General features: G+C 42.7%; 29 protein-coding genes. 16 read left to right on the forward strand and 13 right to left on the reverse strand.

Annotation, left to right across the window (positions count from 1 at the left end):
- The first annotated feature begins 127 nt into the window (after positions 1 to 127).
- Positions 128 to 916: a pentapeptide repeat-containing protein gene (locus B5D77_RS21770; protein WP_008198683.1), complete on the forward strand. Its 789-nt coding sequence runs from the start codon at positions 128 to 130 to the stop codon at positions 914 to 916.
- On the opposite strand, the gene B5D77_RS21775 is transcribed toward B5D77_RS21770, so the two are convergent.
- Positions 913 to 1,284, reverse strand: a complete 372-nt coding sequence (locus B5D77_RS21775) for a metalloregulator ArsR/SmtB family transcription factor (RefSeq protein ID WP_106910043.1) — start codon at positions 1,282 to 1,284, stop codon at positions 913 to 915. The genes B5D77_RS21770 and B5D77_RS21775 overlap by 4 nt on opposite strands.
- A gap of 92 nt (positions 1,285 to 1,376) precedes the next feature.
- Entirely contained in the window at positions 1,377 to 1,553 is a 177-nt protein-coding gene (locus B5D77_RS21780) for a metallothionein (RefSeq protein WP_106909639.1), read from the reverse strand.
- Positions 1,554 to 1,869: 316 nt separating this feature from the next.
- Here B5D77_RS21780 and B5D77_RS21785 point away from each other — a divergent pair, with 316 nt between their 5' ends.
- A complete protein-coding gene (locus tag B5D77_RS21785) occupies positions 1,870 to 2,514 on the forward strand; it encodes a Uma2 family endonuclease (protein ID WP_106909640.1) in 645 nt (214 codons plus the stop codon).
- 51 nt (positions 2,515 to 2,565) lie between these two features.
- On the opposite strand, the gene B5D77_RS27485 is transcribed toward B5D77_RS21785, so the two are convergent.
- From B5D77_RS27485 to B5D77_RS21805, 4 genes are all read right to left on the reverse strand, one after another.
- Positions 2,566 to 3,399, reverse strand: coding sequence for a PEP-CTERM sorting domain-containing protein (locus tag B5D77_RS27485; RefSeq protein ID WP_254053003.1), 834 nt, complete (start codon positions 3,397 to 3,399; stop codon positions 2,566 to 2,568).
- 146 nt (positions 3,400 to 3,545) lie between these two features.
- Complete coding sequence (locus tag B5D77_RS28195) at positions 3,546 to 3,818, reverse strand: type II toxin-antitoxin system PemK/MazF family toxin (RefSeq protein WP_306343380.1); 273 nt, start codon at positions 3,816 to 3,818, stop codon at positions 3,546 to 3,548.
- A gap of 77 nt (positions 3,819 to 3,895) precedes the next feature.
- The gene (locus B5D77_RS21800; protein WP_008198687.1) at positions 3,896 to 4,081 is read right to left on the reverse strand and encodes a hypothetical protein; all 186 of its coding nucleotides are present in this window, start codon (positions 4,079 to 4,081) and stop codon (positions 3,896 to 3,898) included.
- Between the two features lie 222 nt (positions 4,082 to 4,303).
- Positions 4,304 to 4,876, reverse strand: coding sequence for a DUF2808 domain-containing protein (locus B5D77_RS21805; RefSeq protein ID WP_039899621.1), 573 nt, complete (start codon positions 4,874 to 4,876; stop codon positions 4,304 to 4,306).
- A 209-nt stretch (positions 4,877 to 5,085) separates the two neighbouring features.
- Here B5D77_RS21805 and recF point away from each other — a divergent pair, with 209 nt between their 5' ends.
- Complete coding sequence (recF, locus tag B5D77_RS21810; protein WP_106909641.1) at positions 5,086 to 6,213, forward strand: DNA replication/repair protein RecF; 1,128 nt, start codon at positions 5,086 to 5,088, stop codon at positions 6,211 to 6,213.
- Between the two features lie 99 nt (positions 6,214 to 6,312).
- On the opposite strand, the gene rpiA is transcribed toward recF, so the two are convergent.
- A complete protein-coding gene (gene rpiA, locus B5D77_RS21815; RefSeq protein ID WP_008198690.1) occupies positions 6,313 to 7,023 on the reverse strand; it encodes a ribose-5-phosphate isomerase RpiA in 711 nt (236 codons plus the stop codon).
- Between the two features lie 72 nt (positions 7,024 to 7,095).
- On the reverse strand, positions 7,096 to 7,620 hold the full coding sequence (locus B5D77_RS21820) for an RNA-binding protein (protein ID WP_106909642.1): 525 nt from the start codon (positions 7,618 to 7,620) through the stop codon (positions 7,096 to 7,098).
- Between the two features lie 576 nt (positions 7,621 to 8,196).
- Here B5D77_RS21820 and B5D77_RS21825 point away from each other — a divergent pair.
- Both B5D77_RS21825 and B5D77_RS21830 read left to right on the forward strand, forming a co-directional pair.
- Complete coding sequence (locus B5D77_RS21825) at positions 8,197 to 8,397, forward strand: NblA/ycf18 family protein (RefSeq protein WP_002791926.1); 201 nt, start codon at positions 8,197 to 8,199, stop codon at positions 8,395 to 8,397.
- Between the two features lie 133 nt (positions 8,398 to 8,530).
- Positions 8,531 to 9,412 (forward strand): universal stress protein, encoded by an 882-nt coding sequence (locus tag B5D77_RS21830; protein WP_106909643.1) that lies wholly within the window; start codon positions 8,531 to 8,533, stop codon positions 9,410 to 9,412.
- Between the two features lie 272 nt (positions 9,413 to 9,684).
- On the opposite strand, the gene B5D77_RS26350 is transcribed toward B5D77_RS21830, so the two are convergent.
- Together B5D77_RS26350 and B5D77_RS21835 are read right to left on the reverse strand one after the other, a co-directional pair.
- Positions 9,685 to 9,822 (reverse strand): PIN domain-containing protein, encoded by a 138-nt coding sequence (locus tag B5D77_RS26350; protein ID WP_162496092.1) that lies wholly within the window; start codon positions 9,820 to 9,822, stop codon positions 9,685 to 9,687.
- Positions 9,812 to 10,033 (reverse strand): hypothetical protein, encoded by a 222-nt coding sequence (locus tag B5D77_RS21835; protein WP_008198698.1) that lies wholly within the window; start codon positions 10,031 to 10,033, stop codon positions 9,812 to 9,814. The genes B5D77_RS26350 and B5D77_RS21835 overlap by 11 nt, the downstream gene beginning before the upstream one ends.
- Before the next feature lie 114 nt (positions 10,034 to 10,147).
- On the opposite strand from B5D77_RS21835, the gene B5D77_RS26355 reads away from it, so the two are divergent.
- The 3 genes from B5D77_RS26355 (at position 10,148) to B5D77_RS21845 (ending at position 15,683) form a co-directional block, all read left to right on the forward strand.
- Positions 10,148 to 10,312, forward strand: coding sequence for a hypothetical protein (locus tag B5D77_RS26355; RefSeq protein WP_008198700.1), 165 nt, complete (start codon positions 10,148 to 10,150; stop codon positions 10,310 to 10,312).
- Between the two features lie 222 nt (positions 10,313 to 10,534).
- Positions 10,535 to 15,109 carry a glutamate synthase large subunit gene (gltB, locus tag B5D77_RS21840; protein WP_106909644.1) on the forward strand — a complete coding sequence of 1,525 codons (4,575 nt, stop codon included), beginning with the start codon at positions 10,535 to 10,537 and terminating at the stop codon, positions 15,107 to 15,109.
- A gap of 85 nt (positions 15,110 to 15,194) precedes the next feature.
- Positions 15,195 to 15,683 carry a hypothetical protein gene (locus B5D77_RS21845; RefSeq protein WP_106909645.1) on the forward strand — a complete coding sequence of 163 codons (489 nt, stop codon included), beginning with the start codon at positions 15,195 to 15,197 and terminating at the stop codon, positions 15,681 to 15,683.
- A 206-nt stretch (positions 15,684 to 15,889) separates the two neighbouring features.
- Here the strand turns inward: B5D77_RS21845 and B5D77_RS21855 are convergent, their stop codons facing one another.
- Genes B5D77_RS21855 through B5D77_RS21865 form a run of 3 tightly spaced genes read right to left on the reverse strand, consistent with a single transcriptional unit; the run spans position 15,890 to position 17,650 of the window.
- Positions 15,890 to 16,477: a hypothetical protein gene (locus B5D77_RS21855; RefSeq protein WP_012264320.1), complete on the reverse strand. Its 588-nt coding sequence runs from the start codon at positions 16,475 to 16,477 to the stop codon at positions 15,890 to 15,892.
- 20 nt (positions 16,478 to 16,497) lie between these two features.
- Complete coding sequence (locus tag B5D77_RS21860; RefSeq protein WP_012264321.1) at positions 16,498 to 16,875, reverse strand: hypothetical protein; 378 nt, start codon at positions 16,873 to 16,875, stop codon at positions 16,498 to 16,500.
- Positions 16,859 to 17,650 (reverse strand): TIGR04255 family protein, encoded by a 792-nt coding sequence (locus B5D77_RS21865; protein ID WP_106909646.1) that lies wholly within the window; start codon positions 17,648 to 17,650, stop codon positions 16,859 to 16,861. Before B5D77_RS21865 ends, B5D77_RS21860 begins: the two co-directional genes overlap by 17 nt.
- 386 nt (positions 17,651 to 18,036) lie before the next feature.
- On the opposite strand from B5D77_RS21865, the gene B5D77_RS21875 reads away from it, so the two are divergent.
- The 8 genes from B5D77_RS21875 (at position 18,037) to B5D77_RS21910 (ending at position 21,454) form a co-directional block, all read left to right on the forward strand.
- Positions 18,037 to 18,276, forward strand: a complete 240-nt coding sequence (locus B5D77_RS21875; protein WP_002777102.1) for a hypothetical protein — start codon at positions 18,037 to 18,039, stop codon at positions 18,274 to 18,276.
- On the forward strand, positions 18,276 to 18,704 hold the full coding sequence (locus tag B5D77_RS21880) for a putative toxin-antitoxin system toxin component, PIN family (protein ID WP_106909647.1): 429 nt from the start codon (positions 18,276 to 18,278) through the stop codon (positions 18,702 to 18,704). The genes B5D77_RS21875 and B5D77_RS21880 overlap by 1 nt, the downstream gene beginning before the upstream one ends.
- Positions 18,701 to 18,937 carry a DUF4926 domain-containing protein gene (locus B5D77_RS21885; protein WP_253852052.1) on the forward strand — a complete coding sequence of 79 codons (237 nt, stop codon included), beginning with the start codon at positions 18,701 to 18,703 and terminating at the stop codon, positions 18,935 to 18,937. Before B5D77_RS21880 ends, B5D77_RS21885 begins: the two co-directional genes overlap by 4 nt.
- A gap of 95 nt (positions 18,938 to 19,032) precedes the next feature.
- Positions 19,033 to 19,257, forward strand: coding sequence for a hypothetical protein (locus B5D77_RS21890; RefSeq protein ID WP_002748889.1), 225 nt, complete (start codon positions 19,033 to 19,035; stop codon positions 19,255 to 19,257).
- A complete protein-coding gene (locus B5D77_RS21895; RefSeq protein ID WP_253852053.1) occupies positions 19,247 to 19,447 on the forward strand; it encodes a putative toxin-antitoxin system toxin component, PIN family in 201 nt (66 codons plus the stop codon). The genes B5D77_RS21890 and B5D77_RS21895 overlap by 11 nt, the downstream gene beginning before the upstream one ends.
- Before the next feature lie 92 nt (positions 19,448 to 19,539).
- Complete coding sequence (locus B5D77_RS21900; protein WP_008198716.1) at positions 19,540 to 19,791, forward strand: hypothetical protein; 252 nt, start codon at positions 19,540 to 19,542, stop codon at positions 19,789 to 19,791.
- 48 nt (positions 19,792 to 19,839) lie between these two features.
- Positions 19,840 to 19,944, forward strand: coding sequence for a DUF4351 domain-containing protein (locus tag B5D77_RS27495; RefSeq protein WP_255348747.1), 105 nt, complete (start codon positions 19,840 to 19,842; stop codon positions 19,942 to 19,944).
- A 37-nt stretch (positions 19,945 to 19,981) separates the two neighbouring features.
- Positions 19,982 to 21,454, forward strand: coding sequence for a BCD family MFS transporter (locus B5D77_RS21910; RefSeq protein ID WP_106909648.1), 1,473 nt, complete (start codon positions 19,982 to 19,984; stop codon positions 21,452 to 21,454).
- The last annotated feature ends 82 nt before the right edge of the window (positions 21,455 to 21,536 follow it).

The following is a 21,536-nucleotide window of genomic DNA, read 5'->3' on the forward strand; positions in this document are numbered from 1 at the left end:
ACCTTAAGAGCCTCTAATCTTCTATTTTAGTTGATAAGGGCTGATTTCTCAAGCAGAATCTAGTTGAGCGATTAGCCCTGATCGAATGGTTATTATCAATAATAATAAATAGAGTTATTTTTAAACTATGTACAAATCGATCGCCCTAACCCTCGTCCTCAGTCTTCCCCTGAACTTCTCCCTAGTTGGTCAGACGGAAGATCTAAACCACCTACAGCAATTATTATCGACCCGAAAATGTCCCCAATGCGATCTGAGCGGTTCGGGGTTAGTGCAATCGAATCTAGTCGGGGCAAAATTAAATGGGGCCAATCTCGTCGGGGCCAATCTTAGTCAAGCTAATTTAAGTGGAGCGGATCTGAGTGGGGCAAATTTAACCGGCGCCTCTCTTTTTGGTGCTAATCTGACTGGAGCGAACCTAACTGGGGCAATCTTGACGGGTGCGGATTTAAGAGGTGCTTATCTCAATAATGCTAACCTCGACAACACTAAACTAGACACTGCATACGTGCAGGGTGCGGTGGGAATTCCCAGTAGTGCCGGTACTCCCGAACTATTCTATGGTCTAGGAATGGTGGAAGGAAAACAGGGACGCACCAGCGCCGCTATAGAAAATTTTAATAAAGCCTTGACAATTAACTCAGAATATGCTCCAGCTTATCTGGCCCGGGCCATGGCTCACTATCGTCTGGGACAAAATGCTCTAGCGGCCCAGGATGCTCAAATGGCTTCGACTCTCTTTGAACGACAAGGTAATACCCCCGGTTACGAAGCGGCAGAGAATTTTATTAAAGGCATGGAAATCGCCCTAAAACCGCGAGAACAAGGTGGTGGCAACGCTCAATTAGACCAAATGGTGCAGGGGATTGGTTCTCTGCTCTTACAGTTTGTTTTACCCGCTTTGGGACTGTTTTAGTCCTCGTCCGCTGGCTCTTCTAAATGTTCCGAGACCGCATAATAAAGGTCAAGAACATGATGATCGGCAAGACGATAAAAGACTCTCCGTCCCTGTTTTTGGTATTTAACTAATCTTAAGGCTCTTAGGGTTCTTAACTGGTGCGATACGGCCGATTCACTCATCCCTAAGTCGTCGGCTAAGTCACAAACACATAATTCTTGTTTGGCTAAAAGCGACAGAATTCTGAGGCGGTTGGCATCCCCCAAAAGGCTGAAAAATTCGGCCATTTTTTGGGCTTTTTCGATTTCTAATCCCTGCAAGTGCTGGAATTTCGCCTCTTGGTGATGGGATTCCCCACAAACCGGCGCTATTTTCTCTATGGCCATGTTTTTTCCTGATCGGTTATTAAGGGAAAGTTGAGAAAGGGAGGTATCGATCAAATCTTCCATGCCGATACTTGTCCCCTTCTCCCCAATAACTAAATTTGACTGCAAGAACAGCCCTGGTGTCCACCGCCTTTCTCGTTCTCGTTAACGTGACCATTGGCACAAGCTTGGCAACAGTAGTATTTATCGTTTTTTTTGATGGCATCGGCGATCGATACTTGACACGTACAGGATTCACAAGCACATTTCATGGTGGTGACAGCGATCATGGTTACTACCTCTGAACTTCTTTACTGACTTTAGTATAACATCTGAACAGATGTTCATGGATTGAATAAAGTTAAATTTTTCTAAAATTCAGACGGGTGGGAAGTTCTCCTTGATCAGTGATCAGATTTGAGTTTTCAGTTTGCATATAGAGCTTTTCACGTTACTGAGGTATCGACAAGTTTTGCCAACAAAGAGTTTAAGCCCCTTGCCCATGCCTCATTCTGATGAAAACTGCTATATAATATAATCTAAGGTAGAAAAAAGTTAAATACTGACTAAACCGCCCAATCATAACAACTGAGCCGACAAATTCTGATGTTATTAGCATTAAAACAACTAACTGTTACCCCAGGCGATCGCCTGTTGTTAACTTCGCTCACTTGGCAAGATTATGAAAAAATTCTTGACGAATTGGGAGATAGACGGTCAATTCGTCTATCTTATAGTCAGGGAAATTTAGAAGCAATGACTCCTCTTTTTATTCATGAAAATACCAAAGTTTTAATCGGGGATTTGGTTAAAGTTCTCCTGGATGAATTAGAGTTAGACTATGAACCCGCTGGATCGACAACCTTTAAAAATCAACAAATGGATCAAGGAATAGAACCAGATGAGTCTTTTTATATCGAAAATTGTGCTGCTGTTAGGGGAAAAAAGCGCCTTGATCTGGCTATTGATCCCCCTCCCGATTTAGCGATTGAGATTGATATTACTAAGCGAACCCGATTTAATAATTATGAGCGATTGGGTGTTCCTGAATTGTGGCGATATAATGGAGAGAGACTGGAAATCAGTGTTTTACAAGGATCGGAATATGTTGAATCTTCCCAAAGCCGACTATTTTCTCAATTTAATCTAATAGAAAAAATTCCAGAAACGCTACAAAATAGTCAAAAAATAGGTAGTGCAATGGCATTAAAACAATTCCGAATTTGGGTCAAGCAAACGCTTAATCCCTAACTTTAAATGGACAACCAATTCAGGGAACTTTTGCCGATGATAATTTAGGGGTTACAGTTTTCGCTTTAAAGCTGCACCTATTCCTAATACTCCTAAACTCACTATTCCTAGAATTGATGAGGGTTCGGGGACATTTATTTGACTGGTGCTTGCGATAGTAAAATCATCCAATGCTAAACCATCATCAGTATTTAGATTTCTGATGAAGGAAACAGAAATAAATGGATTGTTAGTGTCTATTACACCGAAATAAGTGACTGAACCTGTATTATTTGCACCACCCGTACCCGCTTGCGTGGGAACAGGGCCGTCTATGGTAGATAAACCGTCACTTAATAAAAATCTGAGACTAAGATTATTAGGTATCTCCACATCAGTGACATAAAAACCGAATGCTTTCTGTGGACTACTAAAATCAATACGAAATACTGTGCTAGTACCAGTATTAGTTCCAACTGTCTGATTACCAGAAATAGGAAACGTTCCATTTAATGTACCAGTTGGTATATTGACTACTGGAAGTCCCGGTGACAAAAACGCTGTATCTGTTCCAAAATTTAGTGTAGTGATGATAGAATTAGGAGCAAAAGTCTCAAATGTTTCTGTTTTTACGCCTTGCAGGTTCGAGAAAAAGGCGTTGCGTGCTATGTCAGCATTGGGGTGAGGAATCCGTACTGCGTTCTCGTTATTTCCAGTCGCCGTGGTGTTGATATCTTCACCAAAAAAAATTTGAGCAGCATAGGCTGCTTGAACAGATACTATCGTTAGGGTACTAATAGCAAAAACAGAGGAGGCGATCTGCTTGCAGCAGTGCTTCGCTATCGCTATCTTTAATAATTTATTCTTACCTCTCCCCCGAAAATCAATCAGTTTTACTAATGTCATGATTGAAAAGCCTCTGGAGAATTAGATTTGAGTGATTGTTTAGTTGTATAGTAGTATAGTAATGAAGCTTTCTGGATTGCTCAGGGGAAATTTAAGGAAGTCTTTGAGATCGCTTTAGGAAAGTTAATCATTGGATAAAATCAATGCTAGGGAATATTTAAGGATTTTTTGAGGGCAGTTTGAACTTGGTTTAGGATGTCTGAGGGTAAAATGCCTAGTTTCTGTTGAAAAACGGACTGGTTGACCGTCGCAATCTTGTCAGTTCTAATTACAGAGGTCTTTTTTAAGCCTGTTTGTGAGAAGTTGGGATGTTGGGATGTTGGGATGTCCTTCCCTAACCAGTATCCAAGTTTCCCACCACTCTCCAGGGGGGATTTTGGAGAAGATTCCCAGGATGATTTGTTCTTCTCGATGTACAGCTAAAACTAGCGCGGGTCTGAGTTTTGTGGTGCTAAGGTCGCTGAAGGGAAAGCGAACTAACCAAATTTCGGCAGCTTTAGGTTTGGACATTGTAAATATCTTCCTCTGGGTCGTTCCATTCTGGAAAGCCTGTTTCTGCTAGTTTCATGAGGGTGAGGGTTTCTAGCTTGTCTTCGAGGTCTTCTAAGAGAGAAATTTGTTCTGAGAGGGGAAGTTGATAGACTAGGGTTTTGATTTCTTCAAGGGTTAGGGTGGAAATCATAAGACTCTGGGGTTGTCGAGATATACATTTATGTCAAGCAAACGCTTAATCCCTGACTTTAAATGTACAAGGAAGTCAGGGAACTTTTGCCGATGATAATTTAGGGGTTACAGTTTTCGATTTAAGGCTGCACCTATTCCTAATTAAATAGAAGTTTCCTACTGTCTTTTTACTGCTCACTGCTCACTGTTTACTGCTCACTGTTTTTAGACGCGGAACAGCCTACCAGCGATCGCCAGCCTCATAAATTGCTAAACGTCCGACTCCTAGATATAATCCGGGAGAATTCTCCCCGGGGGGATAGGCAGTAATTCCAAACTGATAGACACCACCATAATCGGGATTTCGTACTGGTTTCAGACCGATGGAAACGGTATTACCGGGGGGGACAGGAGGATCAAAAATGACCGTAATCGTCTGAGTATTGGGGTTAAAAGTAGTGGATTTTAGGGTTAATTTTTCGCCTCGCTGATTGCGATCGCCAAGAAAAGCAAAGGTTTGATCGCCAAGAAAAGCAATAGTTTGAATATTAGGCTGCTGTTGTATGGTTACTTTACCCAAGGGCGCCCCGAGAGACGGCGGTAGAGCGATGGTAAGATAGTATTTGACACCCCAAGTACGCACGGATTGAAAAGTAGCGGAGAAATTAACCAGAGTGGGAGAGCGCTCAAAAAATATGCTGCCATCGGGAAATTGTCCAGCGAGGGAAACAGAAGCATCAAAAGCGAGTATAGCCATCAAAGCGAGTTTAGATAGACTTTCAGTCTGTTTTAAAGGCAAAAAGGGAATTTTCAAGGTAAAAGCTGCTATAAAATACTGATTGTCAAGGGGAATTATAGCAAATTCACTTAACCCCAAACCCCTGCCATTGTCAGTGATCAGTTATCAGTGATCAGTTATCAGCTTTTTTCTCCCCACTTCCCCAACACCCCACACCCCACACCCCAATTCATAATTTATAATTCATAATTCATAATTCATAATTCCCCAACCCCCAACTTGCAATGTATCTAGAACACCTGCACCTTCACAGTTTTAGAAATTATGCCGAACAGGTGCTAAAATTCGAGTCCAAAAAAACAATATTATTGGGTAATAATGCTCAGGGAAAATCTAATTTACTAGAAGCGATCGAACTTTTGGCCACTCTCAAGAGCCATCGAGTTAGCAAGGATCGGGATCTGGTGCTAGAATCGGACTCGGAGGCGAGAATTTTTGCTAGGGTTAATCGTCTTTATGGAGCATCAGAATTAAGTTTAATTCTCCGTTCTTCCGGTCGTCGTACCGTGATCCGCGACCGTCAACCCCTACGCCGTCATCTTGACTTTTTGGGCGTGATTAATGCGGTACAATTTTCTAGTCTCGATCTGGATTTAGTGCGCGGTGGTCCGGAAGCTCGCCGAGATTGGTTAGATACTTTGTTAATTCAATTAGAACCCCTATACGTTCATATTTTACAGCAATATAATCAGGTTTTACGACAAAGAAATGCCCTCTTAAAAGAGATTCGTAAACAGGAATTAGAGGGAAAAGTTTATGCGGATTTATCCCAACTAAAACTCTGGGATTTACAACTAGCAGAAACCGGTTCAAGAGTAACGAGAAGAAGGGCGCGAGTCCTGCAAAGATTAATTCCTTTAGCCCAAAAATGGCACGAAAGTATTAGCGGAAAAACTGAATATCTAGAATTACAATATGTTCCCAATGTGCCTTGGATAGAAGATGATGTCAATGAGGTACAAAGGGCTTTTTTAGATAAGATTGAAACCCGTCGTTTGGCAGAGAAACAACTAGGGACATCGGTAGTCGGTCCGCACCGGGATGAAGTGGATTTTTTAATTAACCAAAACCCCGCTAAATCCTACGGTTCCCAAGGACAACAAAGAACCTTAGTTTTAGCCTTGAAATTAGCGGAATTACAGTTACTAGAGCAGATTATCGGGGAACCTCCCCTACTGCTCCTCGATGATGTTTTAGCGGAATTAGATATCGAGCGACAAAATCAATTATTAGATGCGATCGAAGACCGTTTTCAAACTTTAATTACCACCACTCATCTCAGTTCTTTTGAGTCCCGTTGGTTGCAATCTTCCCAGGTATTTTCTGTCAAAAAGGGACATATTTTTTATTAACCTATAGCCCTCTCCTTATTTTTCTCTTTGTCTATATACACCCATAATAATAAAACAGGCTGCAGTCCTGTTTCACTATTAGCTTAAGAATAATTAAGCCTACCTAATCTCGCGCACTACCGGCTTACCGTCGATAATTTCACCGACGAGAATCAGATCAGCAACCCCGACAAATAAACCATTTTCTAAAACCCCCGGCATATTATTAATAGTTCTTTCCAAATCAGCCGGATCATCGATACTATCAAATTTAACATCGATAACTAAATTGCCTTGATCTGTCACCACGGGGCCGGCTTTTTTCACTCCCATGCGCAGGGAAGGTTTACCACCGAGGGCCTCTAATTTCAGCATAACTGGAGTCATGGCCATGGGTAACACTTCCACCGGCAAAAGAAAAGTCGATCCCAACTTATCCACCAGCTTATTGCCATCCACTACCACGACAAAAATATCGGCGAGACTATCGACAATTTTCTCCTGAGTATGGGCAGCACCGCCGCCTTTAATCAGGTTTTTCTGGGGATCCACCTCATCGGCCCCATCGATAGCGATATCCATCTTGGCGATGACATCGAGGGTGGTGAGGGGAATTCCGTACTTCCTAGCCAAAACTTGCGCTTGAAAAGAAGTGGGAACCCCGACAATATTGCTGATTTCCCCGCTTTGCAGTCTAGCGCCCAGATATTCGATCGCGTAGGCCGTCGTTGAACCAGTTCCCAATCCCACGACCGAATTAGATTGAACTAGATTAGCGGCGGCCTTACCGACCTCCTGTTTCATGATAATGATCGGATCGATTGCTGTCATGATGCACATTCCTAAAAGCGATGTTTTGAACCTCTTAGTTATCGGTCATCCCTTGCCCTCTTGTCAATGGAATTAGGGATTAGTGGCCTGAGCGGCTAACATTTCCTTGAGTTTAGCCAATTCATTGGCCCAACGGGGATCTGGCTGTAAAGCGTCACCATCGCCGGTAACTTTCGGGGTACTACTGCCACCCCGTTCAGCCTTGCGTTTTTTGCCGCCGCCACCACCACTGGATTTGCGCGGTGCTGCTGTCGTCGGTTTCGGAGTCGGTCTTTCGACTTTTTCTGGGGTTTCTACGCTGGCCTCCGTGCCTTCTGCTTCTTCTCCTTCTTCTTTACCTCCCTTGCTGCGGGGGAGAGCTTTCTCGATTTTGATCGGGTTTTCCATGAAGGATTGGCCGTTGTATTTTTCGATAAACTGGTCGGCTAGTTCATCGCTAGGGACGGTAACGAAGGCAAAACCGCGACATTTGCCGGTTTTGCGGTCTTTGATGACTTTAGTGGTAATCGTATCCCCTTCATCGGCAAAAAGCGCCTGTAATTTTTCGCGCTCGACGGATTCTTTGGGCAAATTACCAACGTATAGACGAACGGACATGATGGATTCCTCCAAGTATAGGTTGATGTAAAAACTTGTGCGACATTCCGTGCCTGTATCCTGATTTTTTTAAGGCAAACAGAGCTAAGGAAGATGTTTCCCAGCGATAGGCTTGTAGTTTCTGCACGATAGCGGCTGTGGCCGTCAATTTCGACTATCCTTAACGATTTCAACGAGAGGAACGGAATCTAGGGGTTACGTTTTTAGCTGTTAACAGGGCTAATCATTCAACTTACCCGATTTATGTCGCTCTCTTCGATTATTACAGAATCTTTACACAATTTGTCAAATATTTTCTCTCGCTCTGGTCGGACCTGGGGAAAAATAAGTATAACTACTTAAGTATTTGTTCACAGTAAGCAAAATTTTATTAAAACTCTTGCTAAATGTATCATTATATGCTTCTTTCCTTTTGGCGGCGGGGTATCCTAGCTAACAGGAGGGAAAAAGCAAAACCCTCTTTACAGATACATTGACACTTTGTCAAGTATTTGTTACATTAGTTAAAGAAAAGAGGTGATACCAATCACCCATCTCGCTTGTTATCAACCACTGTCTTCATCGAGGAGGAACACCATGTCTCAACCGATCGAACTTTCCTTAGAACAACAGTTCAACATTCGTTCTTTTCAGACTCAGGTAGAAAAAATGAGTCAGGAGCAAGCGCAGGATTTCCTGATCAAGCTCTACGAACAAATGATGGTCAGAGAAAATATGTACAAAGCTTTTCTCAAACACCAGTGGGGTCTAGATTCTAATCCCTGGGCCTCCCAGTAACTCATTTCACCCCTGCGGGCGACCTCTTTCTCCGGCTGGGTTTCTGCGGAAACGAGCTAGGGATGCGGGGCGCATTTCTTCACCTTTTTAGTTATTCTTAGGGAAGAATAACCGAATTGCTAGGGGTTAATTTATGTTCGAGCGCGCTTTGATCTGTACAGATCTTTTCGATGGTCTCCATCGTCTTGTCCATTGTGTGCCACACTTAGCCCTGAGCGGCTTAAAACAAGTTATCTTCCTCCACAGTATTCCGGTTTGGGAACAACCCACCCTAGCTGCCGTAGATCAAGGAAAAATTGATGCGGCTAAAGAAAAATTATCCCCAGCTTTAGCAAATATTCCCGACGGCATGACAGTTATTGTCGAAATCTCTAACCGTCGTCCCGTGGATGCCGTGCGGGAAATCCTCGCGCATCACTCTATTGACGTGATTTTGATGGGCAATCCCATGCGCGGTGCTGTCCAAGAAAAATTATTCGGTAGTACCAGTTTAGCGATCGCAGGTATAACCGATATTCCGCTGCTGATTTTCCGACCGCAATTATTATCAGTTTATACTCACGATGAATTAGCCCTGCGCTGTCAGCATCTCTGGAAACATTTATTAATTCCCTACGATGGCAGTCCCGACGCAATTTATCTAATTGAACAGATGGAAAAATACGCTCAAACCCGCACCCCTGGCTCTTTTGAGCAATGTCTCCTCGTCCGGGTAGTGGAAAACATCAGTCGCGATCCCAGTGTCACCGAATACCGTTTAAATGATGCCCGTCGGGAATTAGAATCGGTACAAGCGCAACTAGAAAAACTCGGTTTGCAAGTAGAGAGCCAAGTGCGACAGGGAACACCTGTATTAGAAGTGTTGACGGCAGCGGAAGAAGATGACATCAGTGCCATCGCAGTGGCTACCTGCCATCGTTCCAATATGTTGGAATGGTTAGCCGTGCGTCGGATTAATGAAGATATTCTTCATCAACTGTGGTTCCCCTTATTATTTTTCTCCCCCAAGGGATAGACTGGAAAAAAGAGCCTCTTGGGGATAAACCACAAAGGCACAAAGGACAGAGAGAGGAAGATAGATTTAATCGCTAAAATCGATCACACAAACGATAAGAGAGCCGCAAAAATTTGGGAGAAATTAACTTAAGTAAGTAGTTATAATTAAATTAAAAATGGATTTTAAGTTCGATCCCCCCTTAGTCCTAGGGTTGATTCATAGTAGGGTTGATTCATGAATCAACCCTACTTATCAAGGGGGGTGTCTGACAACTTTTAACACCTACCTACTTAACTAAAGGGATTAATAATCATCAATTGATTCTCGATTCGCTGACCATGTTGTAAATCTTCACTGTAGAGAATTTGACAGCCCGCTTCCAGAGCGCTGGCCAGTATTAAACTATCAAAAAAAACTTTATCGGGCATTAGCCTCGTCCCGATCGAATGTAAATCCCCGTGTATTTAAAGAAATCGCCTCGAACATCGTTTTTTCAGTTTTCTGGCTCGGATCGGGGACGATTTCCGAGTCATCCAAAACAATCACCCGCATCATCTTACCTTCCCATCGAGAAGAATATCGGGGGGGAACGCTCACCCGACCCTTATGAATAACCGTCCTAAATTCGATCGCTTCCATACATGGCTCCAATTAAACCCTATCTCTACTTTAGCTCTAGAGTCAAGCTATCATAGCTCGGACGTATTTTAGAAACTAGAATAAGGTTAAAAATCGCTTGGAGGGTTTACGGTGATGGAAGGAAAAGAAACAGGACTAAATGAACGGGAACTAGAGGAAATTCTGGAAATGGCGCGGGATGCGGCGGAAAAAGCCCGATCAATGTGCGAGGTAATTACAGAAAATTCAAAAAAATGGCGAGAAAGAGCAGAAAAAATCAATCGAACGGGATCGAGATAGCGATCGAGTATTTCTTCGATTATAGGAGCGATCGAACTTGTATCGGAAAAGCGATCTCGATCAGGGGGTAAAGCAGCGAGAGGAACCCTTGTCACATCGAAACATTTCCTTAAGATATAAGACCGAAGGTCCAGTCTGGATACAAAATTGATATACCTAGAATCGCTACTCTGGCTCACCCTCTAGGCCATTCCCTTCCAGACTGCTAGGCTATTAGACAAGATGAATAACAATCAAACTCCACGGAAACAAGGACTATACGATCCCCAATTTGAACATGATGCTTGTGGTGTCGGTTTTATCGTTCATAAAACGGGGAAAAAGTCCCACGATATTGTTGAACAGGCCTTAACAATTTTATTAAACCTCGATCACCGTGGCGCGTGCGGTGCGGAAAAAAATACCGGAGATGGGGCGGGTATTTTATGCCAAATCCCTGACCTATTTTTCCGGAAAGTGACCAGTAATCTAGGTTTTACCTTACCAGCAGCCGGACAATACGGGGTAGGAATGCTCTACACGGCCCCTGATGCCGAAATTCGCGGGAAAAGTCGCCAGGAATTCGAGAAAATCGCCGCCGAAGAGGGGTTAAAAGTTCTCGGTTGGCGTGATGTTCCCACGGATAACTCTAGTTTGGGCAATTCGGCCAAATCTACCGAACCCTTTATCGAACAGGTTTTCATCGAACGCGATGCCCATTTAAGCGATGATCTGGCCTTTGAACGCAAATTATACGTTATTCGCAAGCGTTCCCACCTCAGTCGTCAATCTTTTAATCGTTACTGGTATCCTTGCAGTATTTCTAGTCGTACCATTGTCTATAAAGGGCAATTAATGCCGGTACAGGTGGGTGACTATTTTCCTGATTTACACGACCCCGACTTTCAAAGTGCTTTAGGATTAGTCCATTCTCGTTTTAGTACCAATACCTTCCCCAGTTGGGAACGCGCCCACCCTTACCGTTATATTGCCCACAATGGCGAAATTAATACCCTGCGAGGTAATATTAACTGGATGCACGCCCGTCAGTCGATGTTTGCCTCACCCTTGTTCGGGGAAGACATCAAAAGAATCCAGCCGGTTATTAATATCGAGGGTAGTGACTCCTTAATTTTTGATAATGCCCTAGAATTAATGGTTTTATCGGGGCGTTCTCTTCCTCACGCTGTCATGATGATGATTCCTGAACCCTGGGCAGCCCACGAATCGATGAGTGATGAGAAAAAAGCCTTTTATGAATACCATTCCTGTTTGATGGAACCCTGGGATGGTCCGGCCTCGATCGCTTTTACCGATGGTACGATGATGGGAGCAGTGTTAGACCGCAATGGTTTACGTCCTTCCCGTTACTATGTCACCAAAGATGACCTAGTAATTATGGCATCGGAAGCGGGAGTTTTACCCATTGAACCGGAACGCGTCGCTTTTAAAGGTCGTCTGCAACCCGGCCGGATGTTCCTTGTGGACATGAAAGAAGGTCGTATCGTGGCCGATGAGGAGATAAAAGAAGCTATTGCCAAAGCTCATCCCTATCGCCAGTGGTTAAACGAAAATTTAGTCAATTTAGATGATTTACCGGCCGTTGAAACTGCCCCGCCGGAAACTTCTGTTTCCCTAATTCAACAGCAAACCGCTTTCGGTTACACTTTTGAAGAATTACGTCTTTTATTAGCCCCCATGGGCCGGGATGGAGTGGAAGCAGTGGGTTCCATGGGTTCCGATACACCCCTAGCCGTCTTGTCCGATCGCCCAAAACTGCTTTATGATTACTTTCAGCAGTTATTCGCCCAAGTCACTAACCCCCCGATTGACTCAATTCGCGAAGAAATTATCACCTCTCCCATCACCACTATCGGCGCGGAGAGAAATCTCTTGGATCCGCAGCCGGAAAGCTGTCACCTGATTAAACTTAACTCTCCCATCCTCACTAATGCCCAATTAGCGCGTTTACAAGGCAATAGCGAATTTAAAACCGTGACTATTCCCATTCTCTTCGATCCCACTTCGGGAGTCGAGGGGATGCGTAGCACAATTGAGGCAATTTGTCAAGAGGTGGACGAGGCAATTTTAGCGGGCGCGAGCATTATTATTTTAAGCGATCGAGGTATCGATAAAAATCACGCCCCGATTCCCTCACTGCTGGCGGTTGCCGGTTTACACCATCATCTCATCCGGCAGGGAACCCGCACCAGAGTCGGCCTTGTCCTGGAATCCGGCGAACCCCGGGAAGTGCATCACTACGCCCTTCTCCTCGGTTATGGTTGCGGTGCGATTAATCCCTATCTAGCCTTTGCCACCCTCGGCAGTATGATCGAGGAAGGATTATTGGTAGGAGTTGACCACCAGAGTGCCTGTAAAAACTACATAAAAGCCGCCACCAAGGGCGTAATTAAAGTGGCCTCTAAAATTGGCATTTCTACCCTGCAAAGCTACCGTGGGGCGCAAATATTCGAGGCTATTGGCTTAAATCGATCGGTAGTTGATCACTATTTTACTTGGACAGCTTCCCGCATTGAAGGGGCCGATTTAGAAATTATTGCCAAAGAATCCCTACTCAGACACGGCCACGCTTTCCCCGACCGGGATGTTAATGTGCATACCCTCGATATTGGCGGTGAATATCAATGGCGTAAGGACGGGGAAGCCCATCTTTTTAGCCCAGAAACCATTCATACCCTGCAACAAGCGGTAAAATTGGGCAAATACGACCTCTTTAAGAAGTATTCCCAACTGGTCAACCAACAGAATCAAAAATTCTTCACCCTGCGGGGACTATTAACCTTTAAAAACCGGGAAAGTATCCCCATCGAAGAAGTGGAACCGATTGAAGCGATTATGAAACGCTTTAAAACTGGGGCCATGAGTTACGGTTCCATTTCCAAAGAGGCCCACGAATCCCTCGCTATTGCCATGAATCGTATCGGTGGCAAGTCGAACACCGGGGAAGGCGGCGAAGATTCCGAGCGCTACACTTGGACAAATGAACGGGGAGACTCGAAAAATAGTGCCATTAAACAGGTGGCTTCCGGCCGTTTTGGTGTCACCAGTCTTTACCTTTCCCAAGCGCGAGAATTGCAGATAAAAATGGCCCAGGGGGCAAAACCTGGCGAAGGCGGTCAATTACCGGGTAAAAAAGTCTATCCTTGGATTGCCAAAGTCCGTCACTCCACCCCCGGAGTTGGTTTAATTTCTCCCCCACCCCACCACGATATCTACTCGATTGAAGACCTCGCGGAGTTGATTCATGACCTAAAAAATGCCAATCGTGCGGCCAGAGTGAGCGTAAAACTGGTTTCTGAGGTGGGAGTTGGCACAATCGCCGCCGGAGTCGCTAAAGCTCACGCCGACGTGGTTTTAATCTCTGGTTTCGATGGTGGGACCGGTGCCTCACCCCAAACCTCGATTAAACACGCGGGTTTACCCTGGGAGTTGGGACTAGCAGAAACCCATCAAACATTGGTGTTAAATAATCTTCGCAGTCGCATTGCGGTGGAAACCGATGGCCAGATGAAAACCGGCCGCGATGTGGTGGTGGCAACCCTATTGGGGGCCGAAGAATTCGGTTTTTCGACCGCGCCACTGGTAACGTTAGGCTGTATTATGATGCGGGTTTGTCATCTTAATACCTGTCCGGCGGGGGTAGCGACCCAGGATCCGTTATTACGGCAGAATTTCATCGGGGATCCCGAATATACGGTGAATTTCATGAAATTTATCGCCCAGGAAGTGCGGGAAATTATGGCCGAATTGGGATTCCGCACCTTAAATGAAATGGTGGGGCGAACTGATGTATTAGAGCCAAAACAGGCGGTAGAACATTGGAAAGCGAAAGGAATTGACCTAACTCCAATTCTCTATCAACCGGAGGTAGATGCAGAGGTAGGACGCTATTGTCAGATTCCCCAGGACCACGGTTTAGATAAGTGCTTGGATATAACCGTTTTACTGGATTTATGCAAAGATGCCATTGAAAAAGGCGAAAAAGTCAAGGCGACACTACCGATTAAAAATATTAACCGCGTGGTGGGGACGATTTTAGGCAACGAAATCACTAAACGTCACTGGGAGGGTTTACCCGAAGATACCGTACATCTCCATTTTCAGGGCAGCGCGGGGCAGAGTTTCGGTGCTTTTGTTCCCAAAGGAGTGACACTGGAGTTAGAAGGGGATGCCAATGATTATGTGGGTAAAGGTTTAAGCGGTGGCAAAATCATCGTTTATCCGCCCAAAGGTTCCACTTTTGTGGCCGAGGATAATATTATCATCGGTAATGTGGCTTTATACGGTGCAACCAGTGGTGAGGTGTATATTTCTGGGGTTGCTGGGGAACGTTTCTGTGTCCGCAATTCTGGAGTTAATACGGTGGTTGAGTCCGTTGGCGACCATGCTTGCGAGTATATGACGGGGGGTAAAGTCGTTGTTTTAGGGCCCACCGGTCGCAATTTCGCCGCCGGGATGAGTGGTGGTGTCGCCTACGTCCTCGATGAGTCGGGGGATTTCGCCACTCGTTGCAATACCCAAATGGTGGCTTTAGAGGCGCTAGAAGGGGAAGAAATCAACGATTTACGCGAGTTAATTCAACGCCATGCTGATTACACCCAAAGTCAAAAAGCGGCACTGGTTTTAGCAAATTGGTCGGAAATGTTGCCCAAGTTTGTTAAGGTAATGCCCAAGGATTATAAGCGGATGTTGCAGTGTATTAAAGAGGCGTTAGATTCTGGTTTAACCGGCGATTCTGCCCTCGATGCGGCTTTTGAAGCCAACGCCCGCGATGTGGCAAGGATTGGCGGTAGTTAAGTAGTACAAAATTATTGTAGGTTAACATAAAGTTAACCTACAATAAAACTACTATAATTAATCCTTATGCAAAGGAAAATTTGAAATGTTAAAATGGTTAACAAAAGCTATAAGCATAATAATAAGTTTAGAAAACTATGCTGCTTTTGCTAATTCATGTCCAGAGGACTGGCCCCAGAGATTAGTCAATAATACTTGGTTTGAAGCAAGTGGTTTTATCGAAACTCAGCAAGGAAAATATAATTGTCAAGTTTTAGAATCAGGAATTACTAGCGTTTTTTTCGCTATTAAGTGTAATAATGGTTCGGTTATCTATAAAACCGAAGATTTTTGTTATGAAGATGATCCATCTAGAGACAATCCTAATAGAAGATGTGCTGATTTTATATTTCTAATTGATAAAAATGGTTCTGAATTTAAAATGAATTATGAAATAATAATGAATCAGATTTGTAACAATGGGATAATGACTCAGCAACTCAATTTTATTGCTTTTCAATCAAGCTTTAGGTTTAGTGGTTCTGTTATTATCAAATTACGTTATCGTCCTGTCTTAAAGCCAGAAGGTTTTTAGGAAGTTGATGGGTGCTGCTACTGAGTCGGGATTCCTTGAGTGTGTAACAGAGCAGAGTATGGCTATCGATTAGACATTTCAAAGCAGATACTCCGAGAAGTCTTGTAAGTGTTCTTTATCATCGGCTTAATTTTGCCAGTGGGAAATTATTATCGGTAATTAACAATTTTTTTGTTCCTGTGGTTATTCTGATAAATTGTTAGTATTCAACCTTCCTTTTCGCTTTGGTATTGAAAAGGTAAAGCAATTCTGCCATGAAAATTATAAAATCTTTTAGAAAAATGTTCTAGATAAGGACTACTTAATATCGTTCTTCGTTTCGCCATACCAATTTCTAGTTGACGATATATTGTTTTAGAATCTAGCCCAAAAACCTTTTTAAAGTCAGCCGTTAGTTCTTGAACCCCTTCATTTTGTAGATCACAGTTATTAGGAATTTTTTCAAAAAAATAATATCTTTCATCTCGCTGAGTTTTTATTAAGTTCCACGCGTCAGTCTTCCTAACTATATCTTTAATTTCTTGTGCTGACGATATCTCACAAAAGATTATAGAGTTTAGTAACTTATGAGGCTGATTAATATCAGGCTGTCTAGCTTGGTAATCCCAATCTAAATCACAATCTTGAGAGACTACAATGACAAAAGGATGTAAAATAGGATCAAAAGCAACATCTTCTGATTCTTGAGATAGATCACTGGCAACTGGATTATATTGAATTACATCAGTAAGTATTTCTCCTTGTCTCAACGCACTTCCTTCAATCGATTTTTTATAAATGATGTGATCGGCCATAAAACATCCAGACTAACAAATTATGGTTCTAAAATAATAGGTTGTCTAATCTGTATCGCTCTCAATTTACCTCTAATACTACTGGCTGGAATTACAGGTACAATTTTCTCAGGACTAAGATTAGAATAAAAACTCGCAATGTCTTCCAGTTGTGTTACCGATTCATCTAACGCATCTTCAGGAAGAGACTGTAATATTAACAGACATTTAATAAGTGCAATTAATTTGTCTTGAGGAAATTCTCTCCAATGAGTTGTTAAAGACAAGGAAGAGTCAGACATCGTGAGATCGAAACTAGGATAGTTTCCAGTTATCGTTCTACCAGCTTTTCTATCAATTAACAAATTTACTAGAAAATCACCAGTTGAGGTTTGACTTTTGTTAGGACGGATCGACATTGGTCGGTCGTAATGCGTCGTGGAGAGTTTCGCTAATACTGCACCGGAAGAGCTTTCTGGCGGATTTGTTGAAGCTATCGAGTATGTTCCAGACATTTTCATCCCTCGCTATTTTTCTTTCTGTGTAAAAATCTGCATCTAATAGATAGGCTTCCTCTTCATCATTTGCTTTAGTATTTTCAACATATACTAATCCATGATTAAAATTCACCTGTCCATTATCTACTTTCAAAACCAAACTCTTGTTTATCGATTGAATAGATGCAGAAAAATCAGAATCGTAAAGTTCTGAAGCAATTCTTCTTGTGATTAGCTCTGACCACTTTTTACTCTCTAATTGTAGTTCGGAACGTACAATTAAATTTCGATATCTCAATCCAACTCTTGTGTAAAAAGATGGTTTATATATTCTTTCAAAAATTGTAACTGCGAACTCCAGTTTTTCCCTGAAATATTCGTATCTTTCGTATGCAGATGTCGTGAGCGCAATCAAATCTTTATCAACAGCTAACTTCCATTTTTGATCTTCTGATTTAAAAATATAGGCACTATTGTTAGGTAGCGGCAAATTAAATTGTTGAACGACCTTGGCAATTTCAGGAGGTATCTGTGGTTGAGTACGTTCAACAAGTGGATATTGAAATCTGATCTCATCTTGAAATTCAACAGGTTCTTGATGAGATATTTTTAATATAGGTGGAAAGGTCAATTGACAAACCACCTCGAATAATGGATTGTACTCGTAAATGACACGATCAAACTCTGGTAGTTTCATTGACTCATGCTAATCTATGTAATGCTTGCATCGCAATTATACCATAAAACGACAACGATTGACAATATTTAGTTATATTTTAATAAAATGGCAGCGGTTTCGCCTGTATTATATCTATCTTTACACAAATAAACCCAAATAATTTTTTACATCTAATTGTCTGAATATTTAACAATCAATATTTAAAATATGTTAAAAAATTTGAATAAAAATTGAAAAGACGACTTGTGCTATAAAAACTCAAAAGGGATGATAGTGTCGGATTTTTCGAGAGGTTGGGAAAAACGATTACTGTTGTCAGCATGGCCGAAAATTCCCTCCAGTTCCCCGCCCCGCTAAGGACTCGTGTTAAACTGATTAATCATGCTATTGTCTAGAAGCGACCTATGCCGAACTTAACCTTAAGCAATGAACAAGTGATCGACTTATTCAAACAACTCCCCGAAGCACAGCAACAGGAAGTTTATAAAATTCTCATCCTCAGTCAGTGGAGACAGTTGGAACCAGTATTTAATGAAGGAGCAGAAAGAGCTAGAATCGTAGCCAAAGAACGCGGTTATGATTGGGATACCATGACGGAAGACGAAAGAGAAGAATTTATCGATGAAATCGTTCACGAAAAATAGTGACCTATGTAGTTGTTTTTGATACAAATATATTAATCTCTGCTTGGCTGTCTAAAAACAGCCCTACATTTTCCTGCTTATCGTTAGCGAAGACGGGATCGGTATCTTCAGTAACCTGCCAAGAGATTTTAGACGAATTAACCGAAAAACTTCAGCAGAAATTTCAAATATCTGAACGGGGACTTAGAGAATATATCGCGGAAATTCGTCAATTTTCTAGCCTTGTTCCGATAACAAGACAACTGAGAGCGGTTCCCAACGATCCCGATGACGATATGATCATAGAATGTGCAATCGCTGGCAAGGCTACCCATATTATCACGGGAGACAAACATCTTCTTTCACTGGTTGAATATCAAAATATTCAGATCGTGAAAGCAAAAGACTTTTTGGACTTTTTAGATCGAAATAATAACCATGAATTATGAACTTTACTCAATGGGATTTTATTAAAAGATATTCGCGAAGCAAGATTATCCGCAGGAGACGTGGGAAATTGGTAGAAAAACATCAAATCGAGGGATTAGAAAGGGGTTATAGTGTCGAGTTTTCCGATAGGTTGAGAAAAACGATTACTGTTGTCACCATGGCCGAAAATTCCCTCCGTTTCCCCACCCCTCTAAGGACTCGTGTTAAACTGATTAATCATGCTGGTGTCTAGAATTGACCTATGCCGAACTTAACCTTAAGCAACGAACAAGTTATCGAATTAGTCAAACAACTCCCCGAAGCACAGCAAGGATGAGCCTTAATAATATGAGCAAAATTTCGATCGAAGTCAGTCCCGAAGCGGCAGAAGTCTATCAATCCGCATCCCCGGAGGAACAAGAACGCGTCCGGGTTCTTGTCGATTTGCTAATTAGAAAGCCAGTTAACAGCGATATCGATTTCTTGAGAAAACTAATGGACGAAATTAGTGATGAGGCGGAAGCTAGAGGATTAACCCCCGAAATTTTAGAATCTTTACTAAATGAGCCTTGAATATTCTTTTATTCTCGATACCAACGTTTTAGTAAGCGCGCTTCTGTCGAAAAACGGCAAAGCTCATCAGGCATTAGACAAAGCCCAAAATATCGGCAAGCTTTTAATGTCCGAATCTACTTTGTTAGAATTGATCACTGTTTTCAATCGTCCCAAATTCGATATTACACAGGAGCATATTTTACCATAAATATTACCTTAAATCCCGAATTATAACAATTAATTAACTCTCAATTAGCGACAGGAAATTATAACAGCGTTGAAGATTTATTAAAAGACGCTTTGTTAAATTTAGCAGACAAACAAAACCGTCAGATTTTAAGCCAAAAAGTTAAAGAACTCTTTGATAAAACTCAATCCTTACCCGGCGTTCAGGATATTACCGAAAAAGATATCGCCGCAGAAATTGAAGCGTACCGAAGAGAGGACTTAAAAGAAAAATGGACTAAATGGTTTCAAAAAGTGGAAGAAAGGGAAGAAATTATGGGCGAATCAGTCATTAATCAGGACATCTGGGAAAAAGGAAGAGGATAAGAAGCGGTTTCTTTGATTCTAAGGCTACTTAACCCTCGTTGAGGTGAAATATCCTCGACTTTAGGCCAACAAATCCAAGAACTATCTCTAGAACAATTAGAAACTTTAGGAGAAGCGCTGCTCGATAGAAGATGTCTGCTCGTCCTGCGTTAAATTTTTAAATACCGGCTTTTTTTGTACTGATTTAACCATGGCTACCAGCGATATCTCCAATTCTACTCACTCATCCCCAAAACCCCTGCCAAAACTGGGACTTTTCACCATGTTTCGCTTAGGACTTTTTCAAATGGGACTAGGTATTATGTCCCTGCTGACTTTGGGGGTTCTCAATCGGATTATGATCGATGAGTTAAAAGTTTTACCCTTTCTCGCCGCAGCTGCGATCGCTATGCACCAGTTTGTTAGTCCGGCGCGCATCTGGTTTGGGCAAAGATCCGACGGTAAAACTATTTTCGGTCATCATCGCAGCGGTTATGTCTGGATTGGCGCGGCAGTTTTTACCGCTTTAGCTTTTATTGCTTTGCAGGTAGTCTGGCAATTGGGACTTAGTATTCAAACTTCGGGATGGAATACCATTTCCTACGCTTGGATTGCCCTCTTAGCCTTAATTTTCGCCCTCTACGGACTCGCTTTAAGTGCCAGTTCCACCCCTTTTGCTGCCCTCTTGGTGGATGTATCCGATGAAGATAATCGATCGCAATTAGTTGCTATAGTTTGGTCAATGCTGATGGTGGGAATCGTCGTCGGGGCGATCGTTAGTTCTCGTTTGCTGGATACTCCCAATATCTGCGGTACAAATATTTTGACCTATGATCCGACTCAATCAGCCCCTATAGCCAATATTCCGCAGCTACAGGCGAGTATTAACCCCGTGTTCGCGATTATGCCCGCTATCGTTTTCGTTCTCTGTATTTTAGCGACTTTTGGCGTAGAAAAAAAATATTCTCGTTTTAGTAGCCGGTCCACTCTTGTGCAAAGAGAGGATCAAATTACCTTCAAGGATGCGTTACAGGTTCTCACCGCTAGTCGGCAAACTGGTTTATTTTTCACCTTCCTGCTGATGATGACTTTGAGTTTATTTATGCAGGATGCAATTATGGAACCCTTTGGCGGCGAGGTTTTTGGGATGTGTATCGCCCAAACCACCCAATTGAACGCTTTTTGGGGAACCGGAACCCTTTTTGGTATTGCTGCCACGGGATTTATGCTCATTCCCCGCATCGGTAAACAAAAAACCACTAAATATGGCTGTATTTTTGCAACAATTTGTTTTATTCTGTTGATTTTTGCCGGCTTTTCTGCTAATCAAAGTTTATTAAAATCAAGCTTGCTCTTTTTCGGTTTAGCTTCGGGAATGATTACCGCCGGAGCTACCAGTTTAATGTTAGATTTAACCGCCGCCGAAACCGCAGGAACTTTTATCGGCGCTTGGGGATTATCCCAAGCGATCGCCCGGGGATTAGCCACGGTTTTAGGCGGTACGATTTTAAATATCGGTAAAGTTGTCTTTTCTAGTCCGGTTTTAGCCTATGGCTTAGTTTTCCTCGTGCAAGCATTGGGAATGATCCTAGCAGTTTGGTTATTAAGTCGCGTCGATGTCAAGGAATTTAAGGAAAATGCCCGAGCAGCGATCGCAACAGTGATAAAAGGAGAGATCGACTAGCAAAAGCAAGCAAAAGTGAGATAACAGGAGAATTAGCCCGATCGGGGGAAGTTGGTTAGCAGCTTTTTTCCTATCCTAAAAG

It is taken from the genome of Microcystis sp. MC19, assembly GCF_003019735.1.
Classification (GTDB): Bacteria; Cyanobacteriota; Cyanobacteriia; order Cyanobacteriales; family Microcystaceae; genus Microcystis.

What these genes read in the sequence shown, in the direction of transcription:
- B5D77_RS21830 (WP_106909643.1), top strand. Translation starts at nt 8,531, where the DNA reads ATGTTCGAGCGCGCTTTGATCTGTACAGATCTTTTCGATGGTCTCCAT.
- B5D77_RS21890 (WP_002748889.1), top strand. Translation starts at nt 19,033, where the DNA reads ATGAGCAAAATTTCGATCGAAGTCAGTCCCGAAGCGGCAGAAGTCTAT.
- rpiA (WP_008198690.1), bottom strand. Translation starts at nt 7,023, where the DNA reads ATGACAGCAATCGATCCGATCATTATCATGAAACAGGAGGTCGGTAAG.
- B5D77_RS21820 (WP_106909642.1), bottom strand. Translation starts at nt 7,620, where the DNA reads ATGTCCGTTCGTCTATACGTTGGTAATTTGCCCAAAGAATCCGTCGAG.
- B5D77_RS26350 (WP_162496092.1), bottom strand. Translation starts at nt 9,822, where the DNA reads ATGCCCGATAAAGTTTTTTTTGATAGTTTAATACTGGCCAGCGCTCTG.
- B5D77_RS21845 (WP_106909645.1), top strand. Translation starts at nt 15,195, where the DNA reads ATGTTAAAATGGTTAACAAAAGCTATAAGCATAATAATAAGTTTAGAA.
- B5D77_RS21785 (WP_106909640.1), top strand. Translation starts at nt 1,870, where the DNA reads ATGTTATTAGCATTAAAACAACTAACTGTTACCCCAGGCGATCGCCTG.
- B5D77_RS21825 (WP_002791926.1), top strand. Translation starts at nt 8,197, where the DNA reads ATGTCTCAACCGATCGAACTTTCCTTAGAACAACAGTTCAACATTCGT.
- gltB (WP_106909644.1), top strand. Translation starts at nt 10,535, where the DNA reads ATGAATAACAATCAAACTCCACGGAAACAAGGACTATACGATCCCCAA.
- B5D77_RS21875 (WP_002777102.1), top strand. Translation starts at nt 18,037, where the DNA reads ATGCCGAACTTAACCTTAAGCAATGAACAAGTGATCGACTTATTCAAA.
- recF (WP_106909641.1), top strand. Translation starts at nt 5,086, where the DNA reads ATGTATCTAGAACACCTGCACCTTCACAGTTTTAGAAATTATGCCGAA.
- B5D77_RS21885 (WP_253852052.1), top strand. Translation starts at nt 18,701, where the DNA reads ATGAACTTTACTCAATGGGATTTTATTAAAAGATATTCGCGAAGCAAG.
- B5D77_RS21855 (WP_012264320.1), bottom strand. Translation starts at nt 16,477, where the DNA reads ATGGCCGATCACATCATTTATAAAAAATCGATTGAAGGAAGTGCGTTG.
- B5D77_RS21865 (WP_106909646.1), bottom strand. Translation starts at nt 17,650, where the DNA reads ATGAAACTACCAGAGTTTGATCGTGTCATTTACGAGTACAATCCATTA.
- B5D77_RS21780 (WP_106909639.1), bottom strand. Translation starts at nt 1,553, where the DNA reads ATGATCGCTGTCACCACCATGAAATGTGCTTGTGAATCCTGTACGTGT.
- B5D77_RS26355 (WP_008198700.1), top strand. Translation starts at nt 10,148, where the DNA reads ATGGAAGGAAAAGAAACAGGACTAAATGAACGGGAACTAGAGGAAATT.
- B5D77_RS21770 (WP_008198683.1), top strand. Translation starts at nt 128, where the DNA reads ATGTACAAATCGATCGCCCTAACCCTCGTCCTCAGTCTTCCCCTGAAC.
- B5D77_RS21775 (WP_106910043.1), bottom strand. Translation starts at nt 1,284, where the DNA reads ATGGCCATAGAGAAAATAGCGCCGGTTTGTGGGGAATCCCATCACCAA.
- B5D77_RS21910 (WP_106909648.1), top strand. Translation starts at nt 19,982, where the DNA reads ATGGCTACCAGCGATATCTCCAATTCTACTCACTCATCCCCAAAACCC.
- B5D77_RS21835 (WP_008198698.1), bottom strand. Translation starts at nt 10,033, where the DNA reads ATGGAAGCGATCGAATTTAGGACGGTTATTCATAAGGGTCGGGTGAGC.
- B5D77_RS21895 (WP_253852053.1), top strand. Translation starts at nt 19,247, where the DNA reads ATGAGCCTTGAATATTCTTTTATTCTCGATACCAACGTTTTAGTAAGC.
- B5D77_RS27485 (WP_254053003.1), bottom strand. Translation starts at nt 3,399, where the DNA reads ATGACATTAGTAAAACTGATTGATTTTCGGGGGAGAGGTAAGAATAAA.
- B5D77_RS21800 (WP_008198687.1), bottom strand. Translation starts at nt 4,081, where the DNA reads ATGATTTCCACCCTAACCCTTGAAGAAATCAAAACCCTAGTCTATCAA.
- B5D77_RS21860 (WP_012264321.1), bottom strand. Translation starts at nt 16,875, where the DNA reads ATGTCGATCCGTCCTAACAAAAGTCAAACCTCAACTGGTGATTTTCTA.